Origin of the sequence: Thermomonas brevis (assembly GCF_014395425.1) — a bacterium.
Lineage (GTDB): Bacteria > Pseudomonadota > Gammaproteobacteria > Xanthomonadales > Xanthomonadaceae > Thermomonas > Thermomonas brevis.
On sequence record NZ_CP060711.1, the window covers coordinates 951,566 to 969,135 of the forward strand.

A 17,570-nucleotide genomic window follows, 5' to 3' on the forward strand; every position below is an offset into this window, starting at 1 on the left:
TAAACCTTTATAAATGGCTTTAATCCGCGCTCATCGGCTCTGATCCGCGTCGAAAAATCCTAGTTCCAATCTTCGAGCGCACCGGCAAACTCCGCCGGCGTGCCCAACGCGCGCGCGTCGAGCGACTTGTCGATGCGCTTGACCAGCCCGGCCAGCACCTTGCCCGGGCCGCATTCGCCGATGCACGAAACGCCGCGCGCGGCCAGCGCCTGCACGCAGCCGGTCCACTGCACCGGCAGGTAGAGCTGGCGCACCAGCGCGTCGCGGATGGCGTCGACGCTGTCGTGCGCGCGGGCGTCCACGTTCTGCACCACCGGCAGCGCCGGCAGGTGCCAGTGCAGGCCGGCCATCGTCTCGGCCAGCCGGTTGGCGGCCTCGCGCATCAGCGGGGTGTGCGAGGGCACGCTGACCGCCAGCTTCACCGCCTTGCGCACGCCCTTTTCCTGCAGCAGCGCCAGCGCGCGGTCCACCGCCGCGGCATCGCCGCCGATCACGATCTGGCCCGGCGAGTTGTAGTTGGCCGGCACCACGACCTGCGCGCCGGAGGCTTCGGAGCAGACCGCCTCGACCAGCGCGTCCTCGGCGCCGAGCACGGCCGCCATCGCGCCGATGCCGACGGGTGCGGCGTCCTGCATCAGCTGGCCGCGGATGCGCACCAGATGCGCGCCTTCCTTCAGCGACAAGGCGCCGGCCGCGACCAGCGCGGTGTATTCGCCCAGGCTGTGCCCGGCCAGCACGGCCGGTTGCGCGCCGCCCTGTTCGTTCCACAGCCGCCACACCGCCACGCCCGCGGCCAGCAGCGCCGGCTGCGTGTATTCGGTTCGGTTGAGCATTTCCTCGGGGCCGCCCTGCGACAGCGCCCACAGGTCGACGCCGGCGCCGTCCGAGGCTTCCTCGAACGTGGCCTTCACCGACGGATGCAGTTCCGACAGTTCGGCCAGCATGCCGACCGCCTGCGAGCCCTGCCCCGGGAACACGAGGGCGAGGGAATTGGAATGGGAAGCTTCGCTCACGCTGGAAAACCGTGCAGGAGATGCGCAGGCCCGGGGCCCGCAACAGGGCCGGGAATGATACGAGCAATTGCTCTAGCGCGTCTGTACCACTGCGTATGGTGGAGCCGCTTGCCGCAACCTGCGGCAAGCGGCCAGTCCCGCACGGTCAATCCAGATAGTCGACCACCTGCTGGACAGCATCGAGCTGGCGATCCCCGGCGTAGTCCCAGGCCAGCCCCAGGCAGGCCAGCGCCAGCAGCCCGCCGAGCGCCGCCGAACGCAGCGCCAGGATCGCCCCGGCGATGCGCCGCGCGCGTTCGCCCAGCCGGCCGGCGATGCGGGCGACGACGCCCAGCCGCTCGCCGGCCTGCCCCACGCCCATGCGCACCGGCGGCGCGGCATCGCGCAACGCCTCGACCAGGATGTCCGCGAGTTCCCGCTCCGGCGCATCGAAATAGCGCGACACGCCGGCGGCGAACACCAGCCAGTCGCGGACCTGCGCCTGTTCCAGCGGCATGACCTCGCGCGGGTCCTCCTCGAAATCGAGGAAACCGATCCGGCCGGCCTCGTCCACCGCGATGTTGCGCGCCAGCGGCTGGCCGATGCAGCCGCTGCGCGCGTGCACCTCCGCCAGCGCCCTAGCGGCGGCCAGCACCAGCCGCCGGCGCTCGTCCGGCCCGGCTCCGCGCAGGCGGGACGCCAGCGTCTCGCCGATGTCGCTCAGCAGCAGCACCTGCCCGCTTTCGCCCAGCACCTCGGGCACCCGCACCTGCAGCGCCGCGAGTTCGCCCAGGCGGCGGCGCTCGACCGCACGCGCCGCGTCGCCGCCCGGATGCGGCGGCGGGCGCAGCGCGGGCACGCCCAGCCGGCGCGCGGCCAGATCGAGCATACGCAGCCTGAGGCGGCGATCGCCGCGTTCGTAGGTTTTGAGCCAGGCCCTGCGGCCCTGCAAGCTCAACTGGGTCACCATGCGTGCCGCTTCCCTTGCCGGCCGTGTCGTTCGCCCTTCCGTCCCGCTCAGCGGATACGCGGCACGCGGAGGAACCCGGTCAAACGGAACCCGGTGCGCCGCGGGCGATGCCGGGCGCACGGGCATCGCTGGTGCGATCAATAGCGCAGCAACGCCGAACCCCAGGTGAAGCCGCCGCCGAAAGCTTCCAGCAGCACCAGCTGGCCGCGCTGCACGCGGCCCGAGCGCACCGCCTCGTCCAGCGCCAGCGGCACCGAACCCGACGAGGTGTTGCCGTGCCGGTCCACGGTGACGATCACCCGGTCCATCGGCATCGCCAACCGCTTGGCGGTGGCTTCGATGATGCGCAGGTTGGCCTGGTGCGGCACCAGCCAGTCCAGCGCGCTGCGGTCCAGGCCGTTGGATTCCAGCGCCTCGTCGACCACCGAATCCAGCGCCTTCACCGCGTGCTTGAACACCTCGTTGCCGGTCATCATCACCCGCACGCCGGCGTTCTTTTCTTCCGGCCGGAAGCCGGCGGACACGCCCACCGGGTTCCACAGCAATTCCTTCTTGCTGCCGTCGGCGTGCATGTGGGTGCTGAGGATGCCGGTATCGGTATCGGCCTTGAGCACCACCGCGCCGGCGCCGTCGCCGAACAGCACGCAGGTGCCGCGGTCGTTCCAGTCCAGCATCCGGGTCAGAGTTTCCGCGCCGATCACCAGGGCGGTCTTGGCCGCGCCCGAACGGATGAACTTGTCGGCGATGGTCAGCGCGTAGATGAAGCCGGAACAGGCGGCGTTGACGTCGAACGCCGGGCAGCCGGCCACGCCGAGCTTGTGCTGGATCAGGCAGGCGGTGGACGGGAAGATCAGGTCGGGCGTGGTGGTGCCGACCACGATCAGGTCCAGTTCGTCCGCGGCGACGCCGGCGGCTTCCAGCGCGCGCAGCGCGGCCCGGTAGCCGAGGTCGCTGGTGGTCTCGCCCTCCGCCGCCACGTGGCGCTCGCGGATGCCGGTGCGCGCGGCGATCCACTCGTCGCTGGTGTCCACCATCTTCGCCAGGTCGTCGTTGGTGAGCACCTTCTCGGGCAGGTAGCTGCCGGTGCCGGCGATGCGGGCGTAGAGGCGGCGGTCGGTCTGGCTCATGCGGACGGTGACTCCCTGGAACGAGCGGGCGGAGCGCGCTGAAAAGAAGCGCGAAGCGGACAAGAGTAGCCGATGCGGCCCTGCGCTGCGTCCGTCGCGGACGCGGGCGCCGTCGGCTCAATGGCGGCGAGCGGGCCGGCCTCCACGCGCCGGCCGATCAAATCACGGACGCAGAAACGCCAACGGCCGCGCCTGATGGCGCGGCCGGGCGTCGTGCGGGTCGGCGGCCTTGCGGCCGGCGATCACTCCTCGTCGACGACCTTGGTCTTCGGCGCGACGACCTGCTTGCCGCGGTAGTAGCCGTCGGCGGTCACGTGGTGGCGCAGATGGGTCTCGCCGCTGGTCGGATCGGTGGCCAGCTGCTTGGCGGACAGGGCGTCATGGGCGCGGCGCTGGCCGCGGCGGGACGGGGAAACACGGGACTTCTGGACGGCCATGGGACAACTCCAAGAAAAACGTTTGTGACGCGCGATGCGGCGATTATCGCACTATTCCTTCTTCCACCCCGACAACGCCGCGAACGGGTTGGCCTGGGCGGTTTCCTCCACGGTGGGCGCGAAGTCGCGCTCGACCGTTTCGGCATCGGGCGACACCGGCACCACCGGCAACGCCAGAATCAGTTCGTCCTCCACCAGCTCGGCCGGACGGAGCATGCCGTCGTCGGCCACCAGCAGGGCCTCGTAGTCCGGCGGCAGGGCCGCTTCGTCGGCCTCGTCGCGGATCAGGCCCAGCCGCTGCACCAGCCGCACCGGCAGCAGGAACCGCTGCAGGCTGCGCTGGCATTCCAGCGGCAGCTCCGCCTCGATCCGCAGTTCGGCGAACGGCACCCGCAGCGCGTCGGTGTCGAAGGCCAGCGTGTAGCGGGCCTCGCCTTCGGCATCGAGCAGGCTGCCTTGCAGGCGGGTCATCGACGCCAGCGGAACCCGGCCTTCGAACTCGCGCCGCGCCGCGACCATGCGCCAGACGTCCAAGACTTCTGGAACCCGGCTTGTCGGCTGTTCGGACATAAGCCGCAAAATGCTACGCGTCGCTGCCGATGCTGTCAAATCCCCCGCCAGTCCGCGAACCGCGCGCCGGCCGCCGGTTTGCGGCCCCCGCCCGCCTCGCGCAGACTGCGCGGATGGACATCGCCCTGCCCATCATCGTCGTCGCGCTCGCCGGCTTCGCGTTCTGGCTGGCCTTCCGCCTGCGCCGCGGCAGCCTGCAGCGGCAGCAGGCGATCTCGCAGCTGCTGGACGCCGCCGACGCGCTGGAAGCCCGCCTGCGCGCGGCGCGGGCCGAGATCGAGGCGGTCGCCGGCAGCGAGGAGAATCCGGTGCGCGCGGCGATGCAGGACCTGCTGCGGCAGCGGCTGTGGCTGCAGGACAACGCGCAGACCGCGAGCCTGGCACAGCTGCACGGCGTGCGCGACGCGCTGGACGCGGCCCGCGCCAGCATCGAACGGCAGCTGCAGCGGGTGGACCGCGCCCGCACCGGAGCGGCCTGACCATGCCGCGGCTGGTGCTGGCCTCGACCTCGCGCTACCGGCGCGAATTGCTGGAGCGGCTGCGGCTGCCGTTCGATGTCGCCCGACCCGAGGTGGACGAAACCGCGCTGCCGGGCGAACCCCCGCAGGCGCTGGCCGTCCGCTTGGCCGAGGCCAAGGCGCGTGCGGTCGCACGCGTGCTGGACGGCGACGGCTGGGCGCTGGGCTCCGACCAGGTGGCGGATCTCGCCGGCCGCGCGCTCGGCAAGCCGGGCCACCGCGAGGCCGCCATCGCCCAGCTGCGCGCGATGTCCGGCGGCGCGGTGCGGTTCCATACCGCGCTCTGTCTGGCCCATCCGGACGGCCGCGCGCTGGCCGCCATCGACTTGACCGAAGTGCGGTTCCGCACGCTGACCGACGCCGAGATCGAACGCTACGTCGATGCCGAACAGCCGTTCGACTGCGCCGGCAGCTTCAAGTCGGAAGGGCTGGGCATCGCCCTGTTCGAGGCGATCGACAACCGCGACCCGACCGCGCTGATCGGATTGCCGCTGATCGCGACCTGCGCTTTGCTGCGGCAGGCGGGATTCGCGTTGCCTTAGTCGTTTAGTCGTTGTCCGCGGCATCACGGTCGAACGGTGCGAAGCCCCAGCGCTTGAGCAGGGCCAGACGCTGCCGCGCGACAGCGGCCCGGTCGCCGTAGGCCTGTTCCATCAAAGCATCGTCCAGCCGCGGGTATTGCGCGCGGATCTGCCCAGCATAGCCGACCGCGCGCTGGTGCGCGCTCCACGCCTTCTTGCCCAGATGCAGGCCGTTGATGGTCGCGAATGCCACCGTGGCGACCAGCAGCGGACGCACCCAGCGCCGCCACGTCGTGCCGTCATCGCGCCACGCCAGCACCATCAGCCCCAGCCAGCCGATCCAGAACGGCAGCGAGAAACTGGCGTAGCGGGTCACGAAGGCGTGCTCGGCGCCGAACGTGCCGGCGCGGCCCAGCGCGGTGAGCAGCGCGCAGCCCAGCGCGAACGCCATCAACGCCAGCCATGGCCGCACCTGCGGGCGATGCCGGCAGCGCAGCGTCGCCGGCACCGCCATCAGCAGGGCGAGCAGCGTCCACCACGGCGCGAGCTTCTCGGCGAAGCGCAGCACGCCGCCGCCGAGATAGTTGAGCGAATACAGCGCCACCACGCCGGCGTCGGGCAAGGGCGCGGATGGCCCGCGCGCCGCCAGCAGCCACGCAACCATGCCGCCGCCGGCCAGCAGCCAAGGCAGGGCGAACGCGAAGCGTCGCGACCACGGCCATTCGCCGCGCGTTCCGATCAACGCAAGCGCCACCGGGAAGGCCGCCAGCGTGGTGGAGAAGCCCAGCACGCCGACCACCGCCAGCAGCACGCCGGCGAAATTCAACGCATGCGTGGGCCGCTCGAGCGTCAGGAAACGGATCGGTGCGACCGCGCCCAGCAGGCTGATGAACACCGCCACCTGCCAGCCCCATTGCAGGTTCGCCAAGTGGCCGGGATGGACGATCAGCAGCAGCATCGCCCACCACCAGCCGCGCCCCACCTGCGCGCCGCGCCAGCCGTTGGCGACGATGCGCCACAGCGTCCACGCCAGCAGCGCGTAGAACGCCCATCCGGCCACGCAGTCCAGCCACGGCCGCCCGCCCGACAGCCAGGTCGTGGCGAGCAGCACCGCATAGGCGGCGGAATGGAAGTGGCTGCCGTCGTGGAGGCGCCAGAACTGCGAGGCGGCCAGTTCGCCGTGCCGCCAGGCATCAATGATCGGCACCAGGTCGATGTGATCCCACAGCATCAGCGGCAGATGCAGCCACAGGGTGGCGGCCAGCAGTGCGCACAGCGCCAGCGGCAGCGCCCAGGCGGGAATCGGCGACGGGGGCGTGGCGATGCGCGCGGCCATCGGTCAACGCAGCTCGACGGGCTGCTCGACGCTGTCCTCGACCGCCCCGTCGCCGCCGGTGATCCGCAGGCCGAGCCAGTGCAGGCCCGCCGGCAGCCCGGAGGCGTCCACGTCGGCGACGAAGCGGATGGCGGGAACGGCCGGGTCGCGCGAGCGGCCTTGCAGGAACGTATCGACGATCCATCCGTTCTCGCCATCCCGCCGCGCGGTGGCGACCGCGCGGCCGTCCAGCAGCACCTCGACCTTGCGCACGCCGACGGTGTCCTTGACCGCCCACGCGGCGACCTCGAACCGCCTGCCGATCCGCGCGCCGGCTTCGGGTGCATCGACATGCGACACCGCCGGTGCGACGCAGGCCGCATCGTCACGGCTGGCCGGCAGCGCGAACAGCAAAAAGCGCTGGCGGCCGTGGCGCACGTTCAGCACCTGCGGCGGCGGCAGCGTGCCCACCAAGCCGCACAGGTGCTGGAAGTAGGCCACCTGTTCGCGCAGGTTGATGTGGTGGGTCGCGACCACCAACAGGGTCGGCGCGCTGCGCGAACCGTCGCTCTGCAAGCCCCACAGCGCCAGCTGCGGCGCGCGCCCGTGCTTGTGGTTCAAGGTGTGGTCGAGCGCGGGGATGTCGGCGTCGCCGCGCGCGAAGCCGAGCTCCGAAGCGATCTTGAAATCGCCGGCCAGCAGCCGGGTGTCCGGCGGCATCGACGCGAGCCGCGTGCGCACCGCTTCGTCCAGCTCCGTCCAGCCGGCGAAGTTGGCCGGATACAGCATGTCGTTGCTTCCGCGCTGGCCTTCCCCGGACGTGGTGGCGAGCGCGAAGTAGCCGAGCATACCCGCCAGCCCCAGCGCGGTGGTCGCCAGCGTGGCGATGCGCCAGAAGCGCGGCCAGCCCGCCAGCACCGCCGGCACCAGCGGCAGCAGCGCGACGAAGCCGGGCAGCGGCCAGTGGAAGCTGATCCGCTCGCGGTCGGCGAAGAAGCCCAGCGCGAGGAAGCCCAGCACGATCAGCGCGCCGCACAGCGCCAGCCAGCGCGCCGCCGGGCGCGGATCGCGCAGGCCGCGCCATGCGGCCACGGCCATCGCCGCCAGCAGCAGCGGCGTGGCGGTCATCAGCTGCATCAGGCCCAGTTCGATGCCGGCGCTGCCGAACTGCCACGGGTGCCGATCCACCAGCTGGAAGCGCAGGCCGGCGTCGGCGTTGTGCAGGTTCCACAGCAGCAGCGGCAGCCAGGCCAGCGCGCCGACGGCGACGGCCACCCACACGCGCCAGTCGCGCAGCGCGCCGCGTCCCTCGCGCAGCATCAGCAGCACCGCGAAGCCGACCGCGATCACCGCCGCGAAGCGATAGTGCGTGAGCCCGCCCATCGCCAGCCCGAGCGCCAGTTCCAGCGCGGCGACGCCGCTCACCCGACGCAGCAGGCGCAGGCCGGCGTCCAGGCACAGCAGCGTCGCCAGCAGCAGCGGCACGTCGGGCAGCGCCAGCACGCCCAGCGTGCCGGCCAGCGGCAGCAGCAGAGCCAGCAGGCCGGCGCGATAGCCGGCCTTGGCGTCGATTTCGCGCGCGGTCATCCGCACCAGCAGCCACGGCACCAGCGCGCCGATGAGCAGGAACGGCATCCGCAGGCCGAGCTCGTGCTGGCCGAACACTGCCACGCCCAGCCGCGCCAGCCAGGCGGTCAGCCCCGGCAGGTCGGAATAGGCCCAGGCCAGATGCTGGCCTTCCTGCCAGTAGAAGGCTTCGTCGACGAACAGCGGCACCTGCGCCGCCAGCGCCAGCTTGAGCGCACACAGCAGCAGCCACGTGCCGACGAACCCTCGCCGGGCCGACCGCGCCGCTTCCGCGTTCCCTGCATCCCGCATGTCCGGGCGTCCTCGCTACACTCGCTGCACTTCCCGAGAATCCATGCCCAACGACATGTCCGCGACCTCGGCACCGGCGCAAATGCTACCCGATGCACTGAAACAGGCCCTGCGCGAGGCGCAGGCGCAGGTGAACACGCTGGTGCTGGGCAAGCCCGCGCAGGTGCGGCTGGCCTTCGTGGCCCTGCTGGCCGGCGGGCACCTGCTGATCGAGGATCTGCCCGGCCTCGGCAAGACCACGCTGGCGCACGCGCTGGCGGCGACGCTGGGGCTGGACTTCGCGCGCGTGCAGTTCACCTCCGACCTGCTGCCTTCGGACATCCTCGGCGTGTCGGTGTACGAGGCGCAGGCGCGGCGCTTCGAGTTCCATCCCGGCCCGGTGTTCACCCACGTGCTGCTGGCCGACGAGATCAACCGCGCGCCGCCGCGCACCCAGAGCGCGCTGCTGGAGGCGATGGCGGAGCACCAGATCAGCCTCGACGGCCAGACCCGCGCCCTGCCCGATCCGTTCCTGGTCATCGCCACGCAGAACCCGGTGGACCTGTCCGGCACCTACCCGCTGCCGGATTCGCAGCTCGACCGCTTCCTGCTGCGGCTGGCGCTGGGCTATCCCGACGAGGCGGCGGAACGCGCGCTGCTGGCCGGCGCCGACCGCCGCGACCTGATCGCGGGCGTCGCGCCGCTGCTGGACGCGCCGCGCATCCTCGCGCTGCGCCGGGCGGTGCTGGACGTGCACGCCAGCGATGCGCTGCTGGACTACGTGCAGGCGCTGATCGCGCGCAGCCGCAAGCAGCCGGGCGTGCGTGTGGGGCTGTCGCCGCGCGCCGGGCTGGCGCTGCTGCGCGCGGCGCGGGCGCACGCGCTGCTGCTGGGGCGCGGCCACGTGATTCCCGAGGACGTGCAGGCGCTGTTCCCGGCGGTCGCAGAACACCGACTGGTGGCGGACGCCGACGCCTCCGCCGCCGGCCTGGCGAAGGCGATCCTGCACGCGGTCGCGGTGGACTGAGTGTTCGCGGCGCTGCGCAGGCGCATCCGCGCGTTGACGCGTCCGCGCGCGCTGGAGGCGTTGCCTGCGCGGCTGGACCGCCACCGCATCTACGTGCTGCCGACCGCCAGCGGCCTGTTCTTCGGCCTGCTGCTCGGCACGATGCTGCTGGGCGCGCTGAACTTCAACAACAATCCGGCGCTGCTGCTGGCGCTGCTGCTGGCCGGCGCGGCGCTGGCCAGCCTGATCGCCGCGCACATGCAGCTGTCCGGGCTGCGCATCGACGCGGTGGCGGCCGAGCCGGTGGCCGCCGGCGAAGCCTTGCATCTGCGCATCGCGCTGGCGGCCGACGACGCGCGCCAACGTCGCGGCCTGCGCATCGCGCATGAGGAACACGCCGCGCACGTCGCGCTGGACCCGCGCGGCACCACCGCCGAACTGCGCCTGCCCACCGCGCGGCGCGGCCTGATGCCGGTGCCGAAGCTGGAGCTGTCCACCGTGCAGCCGTTGGGGCTGGCGCGCGCCTGGGCCTACGCGTGGCCGGCGCAGTCGCTGCTGGTCTATCCCGCGCCGGAAGCGCAGGCGCCGCCGCTGCCGGTGCCCGCCGGCGAGCAGGGCCATCCGCAGGCCGCGCGCGCGGGCGACGAGCCGCACCATCTGCGCGCCTATCGTCCGGGCGACGCACCGCGCTCGGTGGCGTGGAAAGCCTCGGCCCGCCACGACAACCTGCTGGTGCGCGACTACGAGCAGCAGCGCGGCGGCGAACTGCTGCTGGACTGGCAGCACACCGCCGGCCTGCCCTACGAACAGCGCATCCGCCGGCTGGCGCGCTGGATCGACGACGCCGAACGCGAGGGCCGCCGCTACGCACTGCAACTGCCGGCGCAACCAGTGATCGCGGGCGACCAGGGCGCATCGCACCGGCACCGCTGCCTGCGCGCGCTGGCGCTGCTGCCGCAGGATGCATCCCCGTTGGAGCAGGCCGATGGCTGACGCGCATTCGCCGCAGATGGGCCGCGCCGCGCGCGTGCAGGTCCAGCTTGCGGCGGCGGCCTGCCTGCTGCCGCTGCTGCTGCAACTGCCGGCGTCGCTGGGCATCGGCTTCGGCCTCGGCGCGCTGGCGGTGATCGCGGCATCGTGGCGCAGGCCGATGCCGGCCCTGCTGCGCCTGATGCTGGGCGGCTGCGCGCTGCTGGCGGTGGCGCTGGTCGCGCCCGGCATCGGCCGCGACACCGCCTGCGCGGTGCTCGCCGCGATGCTTGCGCTGAAGCCCGCCGAAACCTCCACCCTGCGCGACGGCCGCAGCCTGGTCGGCTTCGGCCTGTTCGCGCCGTTCGCCACCTTCCTGCTCGACCAGGGGCCGATCAGCCTGCTGCTGGCGCTGGCGGCGGTGCTGCTGGCGCTGCTCGCCTTGCAACGCCTTGCCGCCGACGAGGGCGAAGTGGCGCAGGTGTCCGCACGCGGCGCGACCGTAGGCGTCGTGCGCCTGTTCGCGCTCGGCCTGCCGCTGGCACTGGCGGCGTTCTGGCTGTTCCCGCGCCTGCCCACGCCGCTGTGGGGCCTGCCGCAGCGCTCCATCGCCACGCCCGGCCTGTCCGACACGATGACGCCCGGCGGCATGTTCGACCTGCTGCTGGACGACAGCCCCGCCGCGCGCGTGCAGTTCTTCGGCGCGACGCCCGCGCCGCAGCAGATGTACTGGCGCGGCCCGGTGCTGTGGGATTTCGACGGCCGCACCTGGCGGCAGGCGCACGACCTGCAACGCTACCCCGCCGCGCCGATGCAATCCGCGGGCGCGGGCTGGGACTACCGCATCGATCTCGAACCCACCGAGAACAGCCAGCTCATTGCGCTCGACTTGCCCACGCAGCTGCCCGACGGCGCCTACGCCAGCCGCGACTACACGCCGTGGGCGACCGCCGCGCAGTACAACGTCTCGCGTTGGCGCATGCGTTCCGCGCCGCCGGTCTCGTTCGAGGCCGACCTGCCGCCGCCGCTGCGCGCCCGCGCGCTGGCGCTGCCGCCGGGCTACAACCCGCGCACCGTCGCGCTGGGCAGGCAGTGGCGGCGCGAGGCCGGCAGCGCTGCGCGAGGCCGCGCCGACGCCGCCATCGCCGAGCGCGCGCTGGCGATGATCCGCCGCGATTTCGCCTACACCCTCAACGTGCCGCCGGCCGGCCGCAACGAGGTCGACGATTTCCTGTTCGACCGCAAGGAAGGCTATTGCGAGCACTTCAGCTCCGCCTTCGTGGTGCTGATGCGCGCCTCCGGCATCCCCGCGCGCGTGGTCACCGGCTACGCCGGCGCGTACCGCAACCCGATCGGCGGCTACTGGCTGGTGCGCAAGTCCGACGCGCACGCATGGGCGGAAGTGTGGCTGCCGGCGCGCGGCTGGGTGCGCGTCGATCCCACCGCGGCGGTCGCGCCCGAGCGCGTGTACGACACCATCGCCGACCGCCAGCCGGGCCGCATCGCCGGGCTCGACGCGCTGGTGCCGGTGTTCAACGCCGGCGACTGGCTGCGGCGCGGCTGGAACGACTTCGTGCTGGGCTTCAACGCGCAGCGCCAGCAAAGCCTGCTCAAACCGCTGGGCTTGGACAAGCTGGGCGCGAGTGCGCTGGCGGCGCTGTTCGGCGCCATCGCCGCGCTCGCGCTGGCATGGATGGCCTGGCTGATCGCGCGCGGCGAGCGCCAGCGCGATCCGCTGCTGCGCGCCTGGCATGCGCTGGAAGCGCGCTATCGCAGGCTGGGGCGCGGCCGCGCGCCGCACGAGGCCGCGCAACGCTGGGCCGCGCGCGTAGCCGCCGACCGGCCGCGCGCCGGCGAACATCTGGCGGCGCTGGCGCGGCGCGTCTCCGATGCACGCTATGCGCCGATCGCTTCACGCGAAGCGCTGCGCGAACTGGTGCGCGACCTGCGGCGGCATCGCCCGTGATGTGCATGCGTGCGCAGGCGACACGCCTCAAGGCCTATCGCCGGAGGCGGATGCCCGCCGCGTGCGCGTCCTTGTTTTCTGACGCGGATCGACGCGAAAAAAGCGGATCAAACGCTCTTGAATCCGTGCCGATCCGCGCTCAATGGCCTTGGACGCGCAAGGCCGTCATGTGGCTCAGGGCGTGCCGAATCGCCCCAGCGGCGCGCCGGCCAGCAGGTGCAGATGGATCTGGAACACGGTCTGCCCGGCGTCGCCGTTGCAGTTCATGACGATGCGATAGCCGTTCTCCGCGAACCCCTCCTGTTTCGCGTAGCGCGCGGCGGCGGTGGCAAGACGGCCGACCACGACGGCGGCGTCCTCGTTCACGTCGTTGAGCGTGGCGAAATCCTGTTTCGGCACGAACAGCACGTGCACCGGCGCCTGCGGGGCGATGTCGCGGAACGCGATCAGGTGCTCGTCCTCGTGGACGATGTCGGCGGGGATTTCGCGGCGGATGATCTTGTGGAAGATGGTGTCGGACATGGGCGAGGCGCGGTCGGAAGGAACCAGCGCCGAGTGTAGGGCAACGGCCGGTTCACACCGTCCCACTCACTCCCGGATTTCGACGCGGCTGCCGAACGCGTGCGACAGCGTGCCGCGGTCCACGTATTCCAGCTCGCCGCCCAGCGGCAGGCCGTGCGCCAACCGGCTGGGCTGCACGCCGCGCGCGCGCGCCAGCTGCGCCAGGTAGTGCGCCGTCGCCTCGCCTTCCACGGTGGGATTGGTGGCGACGATCAGCTCGCGCACCTCGCCTTCCTCCAGCCGCTGCGCGAGCAGGTCGAGGCCCAGCTCGCGCGGGCCGATGCCGTCCAGTGGGCTGAGCCGCCCTTGCAGCACGAAGTACAGGCCGCGGAAGCCGGTGGCCTGCTCGATGGCGAGCCGGTCGGCCGGCGTTTCCACCGCGCACAGCAGCTGCGCGTCGCGCGCGCTGCTGGCGCAGGTGGGACACAGCTCGGTCTCGCTGAAGTCGCGGCAGCGCTTGCAGTGGCCGATGCGCTCCATCGACTCCGCCAGCGCATCGGCCAGCCGCCGGCCGCCGTCGCGCTGGCGCTCCAGCAGGTGGTAGGCCATCCGCTGCGCGGATTTCTGGCCCACGCCGGGCAACACGCGCAGGGCGTCGATGAGTTGTTCGAGGAGGGAGACAGTCATGTGTTCTTGATCGTCATTCCCGCGAAGGCGGGCTACTTCTGACAGACGAATGCCTGTCGCATCCAGGGACTTTCTTCCGACATCAATCCCGAAATCGCTTAAGACGCTGGATTCCCGCTTTCACGGGAATGACGGCAAAGACTCAGAACGGCAGCTTCATCCCCGGCGGCAGCGGCATGCCGGCGGTGGCCGCGGCCATCTTTTCCTGCGAGGCGGCGTTGATCTTGTTGACCGCGTCGTTGAACGCGGCGGCGATCAGATCCTCGGCCATCTCCGGGTCGGCCAGCGCGGCCGGGTCGATGCGCACCTTGCGGCAGTCCATGCGGCCGCCCAGGGTCACGCTGACCATGCCGCCGCCGGCGTTGCCGGTCATTTCCAGCGCCGCCACCTCGTCCTGCGCGCGCTGCATGTTTTCCTGCATCTTCTGCGCCTGCTGCATCAGTTGGGCGATGTTTCCACGCATGTCGTTCTTCCGTAGTCGCGATGGTTTGGGAGTGAATCAGGAGCGGTCGAGCGGGCGGATCGAATCCGGCACGATCTGCGCGCCGTGCGCCTGCACCAGCCGCTGGATGGCGGGATCGGCGGCGAAGCCGCTCTCGGCATCCGACTGGCGGGCGTCGCGCTCGCGCGCGTTGCGCACGTTGGCGGTTTCGCCGCGCGGCTGGCCGATCTCGAAGCGCACCTGCACGTCGCCGCCGAGCTGGCGGCCGATGGCGTCGCACAGCTGCAGCACCAGGCTGGGCGACTTCAGATGTTCCTGCTCCGGCGCCAGCGACAGTTTCAGCACGCCGTCGCCATGCGCCAAGAAGGCGGCGTTCTCCGCCAGCAGCTTGGCCGGGCCGCGCAGGCCGCAGCGCGCGACCAGCTCCAGCCAGTGCTCGGTGTCGGTGACCAGCATCGTGCTGGCCGCGGACGCGTAGGCATGGCCCGCGGGCGCGACGTCCGCCACGCGCGGCTTCGGCGCAATCGGCATTTCCGCGGGTGCGGAAACCGGCGCAGCGATTGGCGCAGAAACCGGCGCAGGCGGCGGAGCCTGTGGCGACGCCGGCGCCGCTTCGGCCATCGCCGCGCGCGCGCGCGCGGCGGCATCGGCGCGCGCCTGCGAGGACTGCGACGCGGTGTGCGCGGTGGCAGGTTGCGGCTGCGGCATCGTCGCCTGCGCGCCCGGCGCATCGGGCCGGAACGCCAGCATCCGCAGCAGGGTCATCTCGAAGCCGCTGCGCGGGCTGGGCGCGTAGCCGAGGTCGCGGCGGCCGTTCAGCGCCATCTGGTACCAGAGCTGCACCAGCTCGGGCCGCAGCCGCGTCGCCAGCGTTTCCACGTCGATGGCGTCGCTGCCCACGTCCACGCCCGGCACCAGCTGCTTCACCTGGATGCGGTGCAGCGCCTGCGCGAACGCGTCGAGGATGCTGGCCCAGTCCGGCGAGAACTCTGCCAGCTGCGCAGCTTCGTCCAGCAGGCGCGCGCCGTCGCCGTCGGCCAGCGCGGCCAGCAGCGCCTGCACGCGGCTGCGGTCGACCGTGCCCAGCATCGCCGCCACCGCTTCGCCGTCGAGCCTGCCGCCTGTGTAGGCGATGGCCTGGTCGAGCAGCGACAGCCCATCGCGCAGGCTGCCGTCGGCGGCCTTCGCCAACTGGGCGACCGCATCCTCGTCGGCTTCGATGTTCTCGGCGGCGAGGATCTTGGCGATCTGCCCGCGGATCTGCGCCTCGTCCAGCCGCTTCAGGTTGAACTGCAGGCAGCGGCTCAACACCGTCACCAGCAGCTTCTCGGGATCGGTGGTGGCGAACAGGAACTTGACGTGCTCCGGCGGCTCTTCCAGCGTCTTCAGCAGCGCGTTGAACGCCGCCTTCGACAGCATGTGCACTTCGTCGATCAGGTAGACCTTGTAGCGCCCGCGCGACGGCATGTACTGCGCGTTCTCGATCAGTTCGCGGACGTTGTCCACGCCGGTGTTGGAAGCGGCGTCGATCTCCAGCAGGTCGATGTAGCGGCCGGCGTCGATGGCCTTGCAGGTCTCGCACTCGCCGCAGGGATCGGCGCTGGTGCCGCGCTCGCAGTTCAGCGACTTGGCGAAGATGCGGGCGATTGTGGTCTTGCCCACGCCGCGCGTGCCGGTGAACAGGAAGGCGTGGTGCACGCGGCCGGTTTCCAGCGCGTTGGTCAGCGCGCGCACCACGTGTTCCTGGCCGACCAGTTCGGCGAAACGCCGGGGGCGCCACTTGCGGGCGAGCACGAGATAGGACATGCCGCCATTGTGGCATGCGCCGCCGCGCGGCCGGGAGCCGCCCGGCGGGGTTCTGTTGTGGAACCGCCGGGCCACCGCTAGAATGCGCGGTTCCGGAGAGGTGTCCGAGTGGTTGAAGGAGCACGCCTGGAAAGTGTGTAAGCGTCTAAACCGCGCTTCGGGGGTTCGAATCCCCCTCTCTCCGCCAGTTTCTACAAAACCCCTGATTTTCAGGGGTTTTTCCGTTTTTCGGAGAGAAACGGCCTGGTACATGGATTGGTACATTCATGCGCCTGCCCCGCTATCTGCTTCTCCGCCCCAGCGGCTACACCTTCCGTCTGGTTGTTCCCAAGCACCTGCGCCGCCACTTCGACGGACGCGGCGAGATCAGGCGCAGCCTGCGAACGCATGACCCGCGCCTAGCCCTGGCATGGTCTGGCGCGTTGTTGCTGGCCTACCATGCGGCCATTGCTCGCGTGGAGAAGACCGGCATGGTGTGGCGGAAAAACGACGATGACGAACTGGCGCAAGCGCTGGGCCTGACTGGCGGACGCAAGCCGAAGGATTGGAAGGTGGTACATCCGTCCGGCGCGTACCACGAAGGCCCGGACACCGACGACAAGGCGGCCGATATGGCCGCCGCGAAAGAGGCGGCTAAGTTCCTAGCCGAGTTGTACGGCGGAGCCGGCCCTCTCGGCCCGCCGGGCCAGCGCCCGGCCTCCATGACTTTGCCTACTCCGCCCCCGCCTGGCCCACCGCCTGGAGTAAAAACCTTCAGCACGGGCGCGGCTGTGTCGGCCTGGCTCAATGCCGAGCGGCCAAACTTCACCACGCCGGCCCGCAAAAAGACTTTCGGCAAGTTGAAGAAAACCGGCGACACTTTCGCCGTGCTGGTCAAGCCTGGATCACGGCTCTACACCCTGGGCCGGAGCGATTGCGGCGGCTTCTATGACCACCTCATGGCTGGTGGTCTGTCGCGCAAGTCCGCGCAGTCCGTCCAGTCCTACCTCAAGCGGTTTTTTACCTGGGCCACCGCCCACGGCTACTACCCCGAGGACAAAGCCAACCCGGCTGCGGGTCATATCCGCCTGACCCGGGCCGATAAAGCCAGCCGACGCGGGACAGGCTTCCAAGCGTTCAAGGTGGAGCAACTACGGGCGATGTTCGCGCCCGAAGCGTTCGCCGCCTTGCCGACGCTAAAAGATCGCTGGATGGCCGTCCTTGCGCTTTACACCGGGGCCAGGTCAAACGAACTGGCCCGGTTGGAACTGGTGGACGTGGGGCCGGACGAACACGAGGGCGTGCCCGTTCTGGACATCAACGAACTGGCCGAGGACAAGAGCCTGAAAGCCGAGGCCAGTATTCGCCTGGTGCCAATCCATCCCGACCTACAGGCCCTGGGTCTGCTGGAGCGGGTGGAAGCCAGGAAGGCCGCCGGGGAAGCCCGGCTATTCCCTGGAAACCTGCTGACGCAGAACGGCCCCGCCGCGTCCAGTCAAAAGGCGTTTCTGGCGGCCCTGAAAGCGTGGGGCATTGCCCCACGCGGCAAGGGCCGTATGGGCCTTCACTCGTTCCGTGCGACCGTCATCCAGCGGATGACCACGAAAGGCGTAGCCCAGGGCTGGCGCGAGTTGTTCGTTGGCCACGAGGTCAGCGAAAAGCCGAGCACGCTCGACGGCGACCACATGGACACCTACAACCGCGATGAGAAAGGCCGACGCCTGACCCCTCTAAAAGCGACGGCCGCCGCCTGCCTGCCGGCCCTGAACTGGGCTGCCGAGGGTGTCATTGACCTGGACGGCCTGCGGCCTCTGCTGGCCGCTGGAGCGGCCCCGGAGCAGGCGACAAGCGGACGCCGGAAAAAGGCAACGGTCTAAGGTGGGAAAGCCACTGCCCCTGCCTCAGCC

The 17,570-nt window shown here is 71.1% G+C and carries 17 protein-coding genes and 1 tRNA gene; 7 read left to right on the plus strand and 11 right to left on the minus strand.

All coding sequences use genetic code 11. The annotated features are described in order from the left end of the window. Positions 1–59: 59 nt before the first annotated feature. The 5 genes from fabD to H9L17_RS04415 form a co-directional block, all read right to left on the minus strand. The gene (gene fabD / locus H9L17_RS04395) at positions 60–944 is read right to left on the minus strand and encodes an ACP S-malonyltransferase (protein WP_187571852.1); all 885 of its coding nucleotides are present in this window, start codon (positions 942–944) and stop codon (positions 60–62) included. A 214-nt stretch (positions 945–1,158) separates the two neighbouring features. After that, positions 1,159–1,881 carry a BUD32 family EKC/KEOPS complex subunit gene (locus tag H9L17_RS04400; RefSeq protein WP_187571143.1) on the minus strand — a complete coding sequence of 241 codons (723 nt, stop codon included), beginning with the start codon at positions 1,879–1,881 and terminating at the stop codon, positions 1,159–1,161. Positions 1,882–2,099: 218 nt separating this feature from the next. After that, on the minus strand, positions 2,100–3,089 hold the full coding sequence (locus H9L17_RS04405) for a beta-ketoacyl-ACP synthase III (protein ID WP_187571144.1): 990 nt from the start codon (positions 3,087–3,089) through the stop codon (positions 2,100–2,102). A gap of 242 nt (positions 3,090–3,331) precedes the next feature. Continuing rightward, entirely contained in the window at positions 3,332–3,526 is a 195-nt protein-coding gene (rpmF, locus tag H9L17_RS04410) for a 50S ribosomal protein L32 (RefSeq protein ID WP_187571145.1), read from the minus strand. Positions 3,527–3,577: 51 nt separating this feature from the next. Then, on the minus strand, positions 3,578–4,096 hold the full coding sequence (locus tag H9L17_RS04415; protein ID WP_187571146.1) for a YceD family protein: 519 nt from the start codon (positions 4,094–4,096) through the stop codon (positions 3,578–3,580). A 113-nt stretch (positions 4,097–4,209) separates the two neighbouring features. On the opposite strand from H9L17_RS04415, the gene H9L17_RS04420 reads away from it, so the two are divergent. Continuing rightward, positions 4,210–4,575 carry a hypothetical protein gene (locus H9L17_RS04420; RefSeq protein WP_187571147.1) on the plus strand — a complete coding sequence of 122 codons (366 nt, stop codon included), beginning with the start codon at positions 4,210–4,212 and terminating at the stop codon, positions 4,573–4,575. A 2-nt stretch (positions 4,576–4,577) separates the two neighbouring features. Continuing rightward, complete coding sequence (locus H9L17_RS04425; protein ID WP_187571148.1) at positions 4,578–5,156, plus strand: Maf family protein; 579 nt, start codon at positions 4,578–4,580, stop codon at positions 5,154–5,156. A 4-nt stretch (positions 5,157–5,160) separates the two neighbouring features. Here H9L17_RS04425 and H9L17_RS04430 read toward each other — a convergent pair whose 3' ends face one another. Next, a complete protein-coding gene (locus H9L17_RS04430; protein WP_187571149.1) occupies positions 5,161–6,471 on the minus strand; it encodes a hypothetical protein in 1,311 nt (436 codons plus the stop codon). Positions 6,472–6,474: 3 nt separating this feature from the next. Beyond that, a complete protein-coding gene (locus H9L17_RS04435; RefSeq protein WP_187571150.1) occupies positions 6,475–8,328 on the minus strand; it encodes a glycosyltransferase family 39 protein in 1,854 nt (617 codons plus the stop codon). A 55-nt stretch (positions 8,329–8,383) separates the two neighbouring features. Between H9L17_RS04435 and H9L17_RS04440 the strand changes: the two genes are divergently transcribed. The 3 genes from H9L17_RS04440 to H9L17_RS04450 are packed head-to-tail and all read left to right on the plus strand — an operon-like array spanning position 8,384 to position 12,248. Then, positions 8,384–9,334 carry an AAA family ATPase gene (locus H9L17_RS04440; protein ID WP_187571853.1) on the plus strand — a complete coding sequence of 317 codons (951 nt, stop codon included), beginning with the start codon at positions 8,384–8,386 and terminating at the stop codon, positions 9,332–9,334. A gap of 24 nt (positions 9,335–9,358) precedes the next feature. Then, on the plus strand, positions 9,359–10,306 hold the full coding sequence (locus H9L17_RS04445; RefSeq protein WP_187571854.1) for a DUF58 domain-containing protein: 948 nt from the start codon (positions 9,359–9,361) through the stop codon (positions 10,304–10,306). Beyond that, the gene (locus H9L17_RS04450) at positions 10,299–12,248 is read left to right on the plus strand and encodes a transglutaminase TgpA family protein (protein ID WP_246455162.1); all 1,950 of its coding nucleotides are present in this window, start codon (positions 10,299–10,301) and stop codon (positions 12,246–12,248) included. Before H9L17_RS04445 ends, H9L17_RS04450 begins: the two co-directional genes overlap by 8 nt. A gap of 174 nt (positions 12,249–12,422) precedes the next feature. Here H9L17_RS04450 and H9L17_RS04455 read toward each other — a convergent pair whose 3' ends face one another. From H9L17_RS04455 to dnaX, 4 genes are all read right to left on the minus strand, one after another. Further along, a complete protein-coding gene (locus H9L17_RS04455; protein WP_187571151.1) occupies positions 12,423–12,770 on the minus strand; it encodes a histidine triad nucleotide-binding protein in 348 nt (115 codons plus the stop codon). Between the two features lie 66 nt (positions 12,771–12,836). Beyond that, a complete protein-coding gene (gene recR / locus H9L17_RS04460; RefSeq protein ID WP_187571152.1) occupies positions 12,837–13,436 on the minus strand; it encodes a recombination mediator RecR in 600 nt (199 codons plus the stop codon). A 142-nt stretch (positions 13,437–13,578) separates the two neighbouring features. Further along, positions 13,579–13,899 carry a YbaB/EbfC family nucleoid-associated protein gene (locus tag H9L17_RS04465; RefSeq protein ID WP_187571153.1) on the minus strand — a complete coding sequence of 107 codons (321 nt, stop codon included), beginning with the start codon at positions 13,897–13,899 and terminating at the stop codon, positions 13,579–13,581. A 36-nt stretch (positions 13,900–13,935) separates the two neighbouring features. Then, complete coding sequence (gene dnaX, locus H9L17_RS04470) at positions 13,936–15,684, minus strand: DNA polymerase III subunit gamma/tau (protein WP_187571154.1); 1,749 nt, start codon at positions 15,682–15,684, stop codon at positions 13,936–13,938. Between the two features lie 94 nt (positions 15,685–15,778). On the opposite strand from dnaX, the gene H9L17_RS04475 reads away from it, so the two are divergent. Together H9L17_RS04475 and H9L17_RS04480 are read left to right on the plus strand one after the other, a co-directional pair. Next, a tRNA-Ser gene (locus H9L17_RS04475) sits at positions 15,779–15,871 on the plus strand. 79 nt (positions 15,872–15,950) lie between these two features. Beyond that, complete coding sequence (locus H9L17_RS04480) at positions 15,951–17,540, plus strand: tyrosine-type recombinase/integrase (RefSeq protein ID WP_187571155.1); 1,590 nt, start codon at positions 15,951–15,953, stop codon at positions 17,538–17,540. Positions 17,541–17,570: the final 30 nt, after the last annotated feature.

Excerpts from the sequence above, each read along its gene's own strand:
- fabD (WP_187571852.1), bottom strand. The coding sequence starts at position 944 with ATGCTGGCCGAACTGTCGGAACTGCATCCGTCGGTGAAGGCCACGTTC.
- H9L17_RS04400 (WP_187571143.1), bottom strand. The coding sequence starts at position 1,881 with ATGCTCGATCTGGCCGCGCGCCGGCTGGGCGTGCCCGCGCTGCGCCCG.
- H9L17_RS04405 (WP_187571144.1), bottom strand. The coding sequence starts at position 3,089 with ATGAGCCAGACCGACCGCCGCCTCTACGCCCGCATCGCCGGCACCGGC.
- rpmF (WP_187571145.1), bottom strand. The coding sequence starts at position 3,526 with ATGGCCGTCCAGAAGTCCCGTGTTTCCCCGTCCCGCCGCGGCCAGCGC.
- H9L17_RS04415 (WP_187571146.1), bottom strand. The coding sequence starts at position 4,096 with ATGTCCGAACAGCCGACAAGCCGGGTTCCAGAAGTCTTGGACGTCTGG.
- H9L17_RS04420 (WP_187571147.1), top strand. The coding sequence starts at position 4,210 with ATGGACATCGCCCTGCCCATCATCGTCGTCGCGCTCGCCGGCTTCGCG.
- H9L17_RS04425 (WP_187571148.1), top strand. The coding sequence starts at position 4,578 with ATGCCGCGGCTGGTGCTGGCCTCGACCTCGCGCTACCGGCGCGAATTG.
- H9L17_RS04430 (WP_187571149.1), bottom strand. The coding sequence starts at position 6,471 with ATGGCCGCGCGCATCGCCACGCCCCCGTCGCCGATTCCCGCCTGGGCG.
- H9L17_RS04435 (WP_187571150.1), bottom strand. The coding sequence starts at position 8,328 with ATGCGGGATGCAGGGAACGCGGAAGCGGCGCGGTCGGCCCGGCGAGGG.
- H9L17_RS04440 (WP_187571853.1), top strand. The coding sequence starts at position 8,384 with ATGTCCGCGACCTCGGCACCGGCGCAAATGCTACCCGATGCACTGAAA.
- H9L17_RS04450 (WP_246455162.1), top strand. The coding sequence starts at position 10,299 with ATGGCTGACGCGCATTCGCCGCAGATGGGCCGCGCCGCGCGCGTGCAG.
- H9L17_RS04455 (WP_187571151.1), bottom strand. The coding sequence starts at position 12,770 with ATGTCCGACACCATCTTCCACAAGATCATCCGCCGCGAAATCCCCGCC.
- recR (WP_187571152.1), bottom strand. The coding sequence starts at position 13,436 with ATGACTGTCTCCCTCCTCGAACAACTCATCGACGCCCTGCGCGTGTTG.
- H9L17_RS04465 (WP_187571153.1), bottom strand. The coding sequence starts at position 13,899 with ATGCGTGGAAACATCGCCCAACTGATGCAGCAGGCGCAGAAGATGCAG.
- dnaX (WP_187571154.1), bottom strand. The coding sequence starts at position 15,684 with ATGTCCTATCTCGTGCTCGCCCGCAAGTGGCGCCCCCGGCGTTTCGCC.
- H9L17_RS04480 (WP_187571155.1), top strand. The coding sequence starts at position 15,951 with ATGCGCCTGCCCCGCTATCTGCTTCTCCGCCCCAGCGGCTACACCTTC.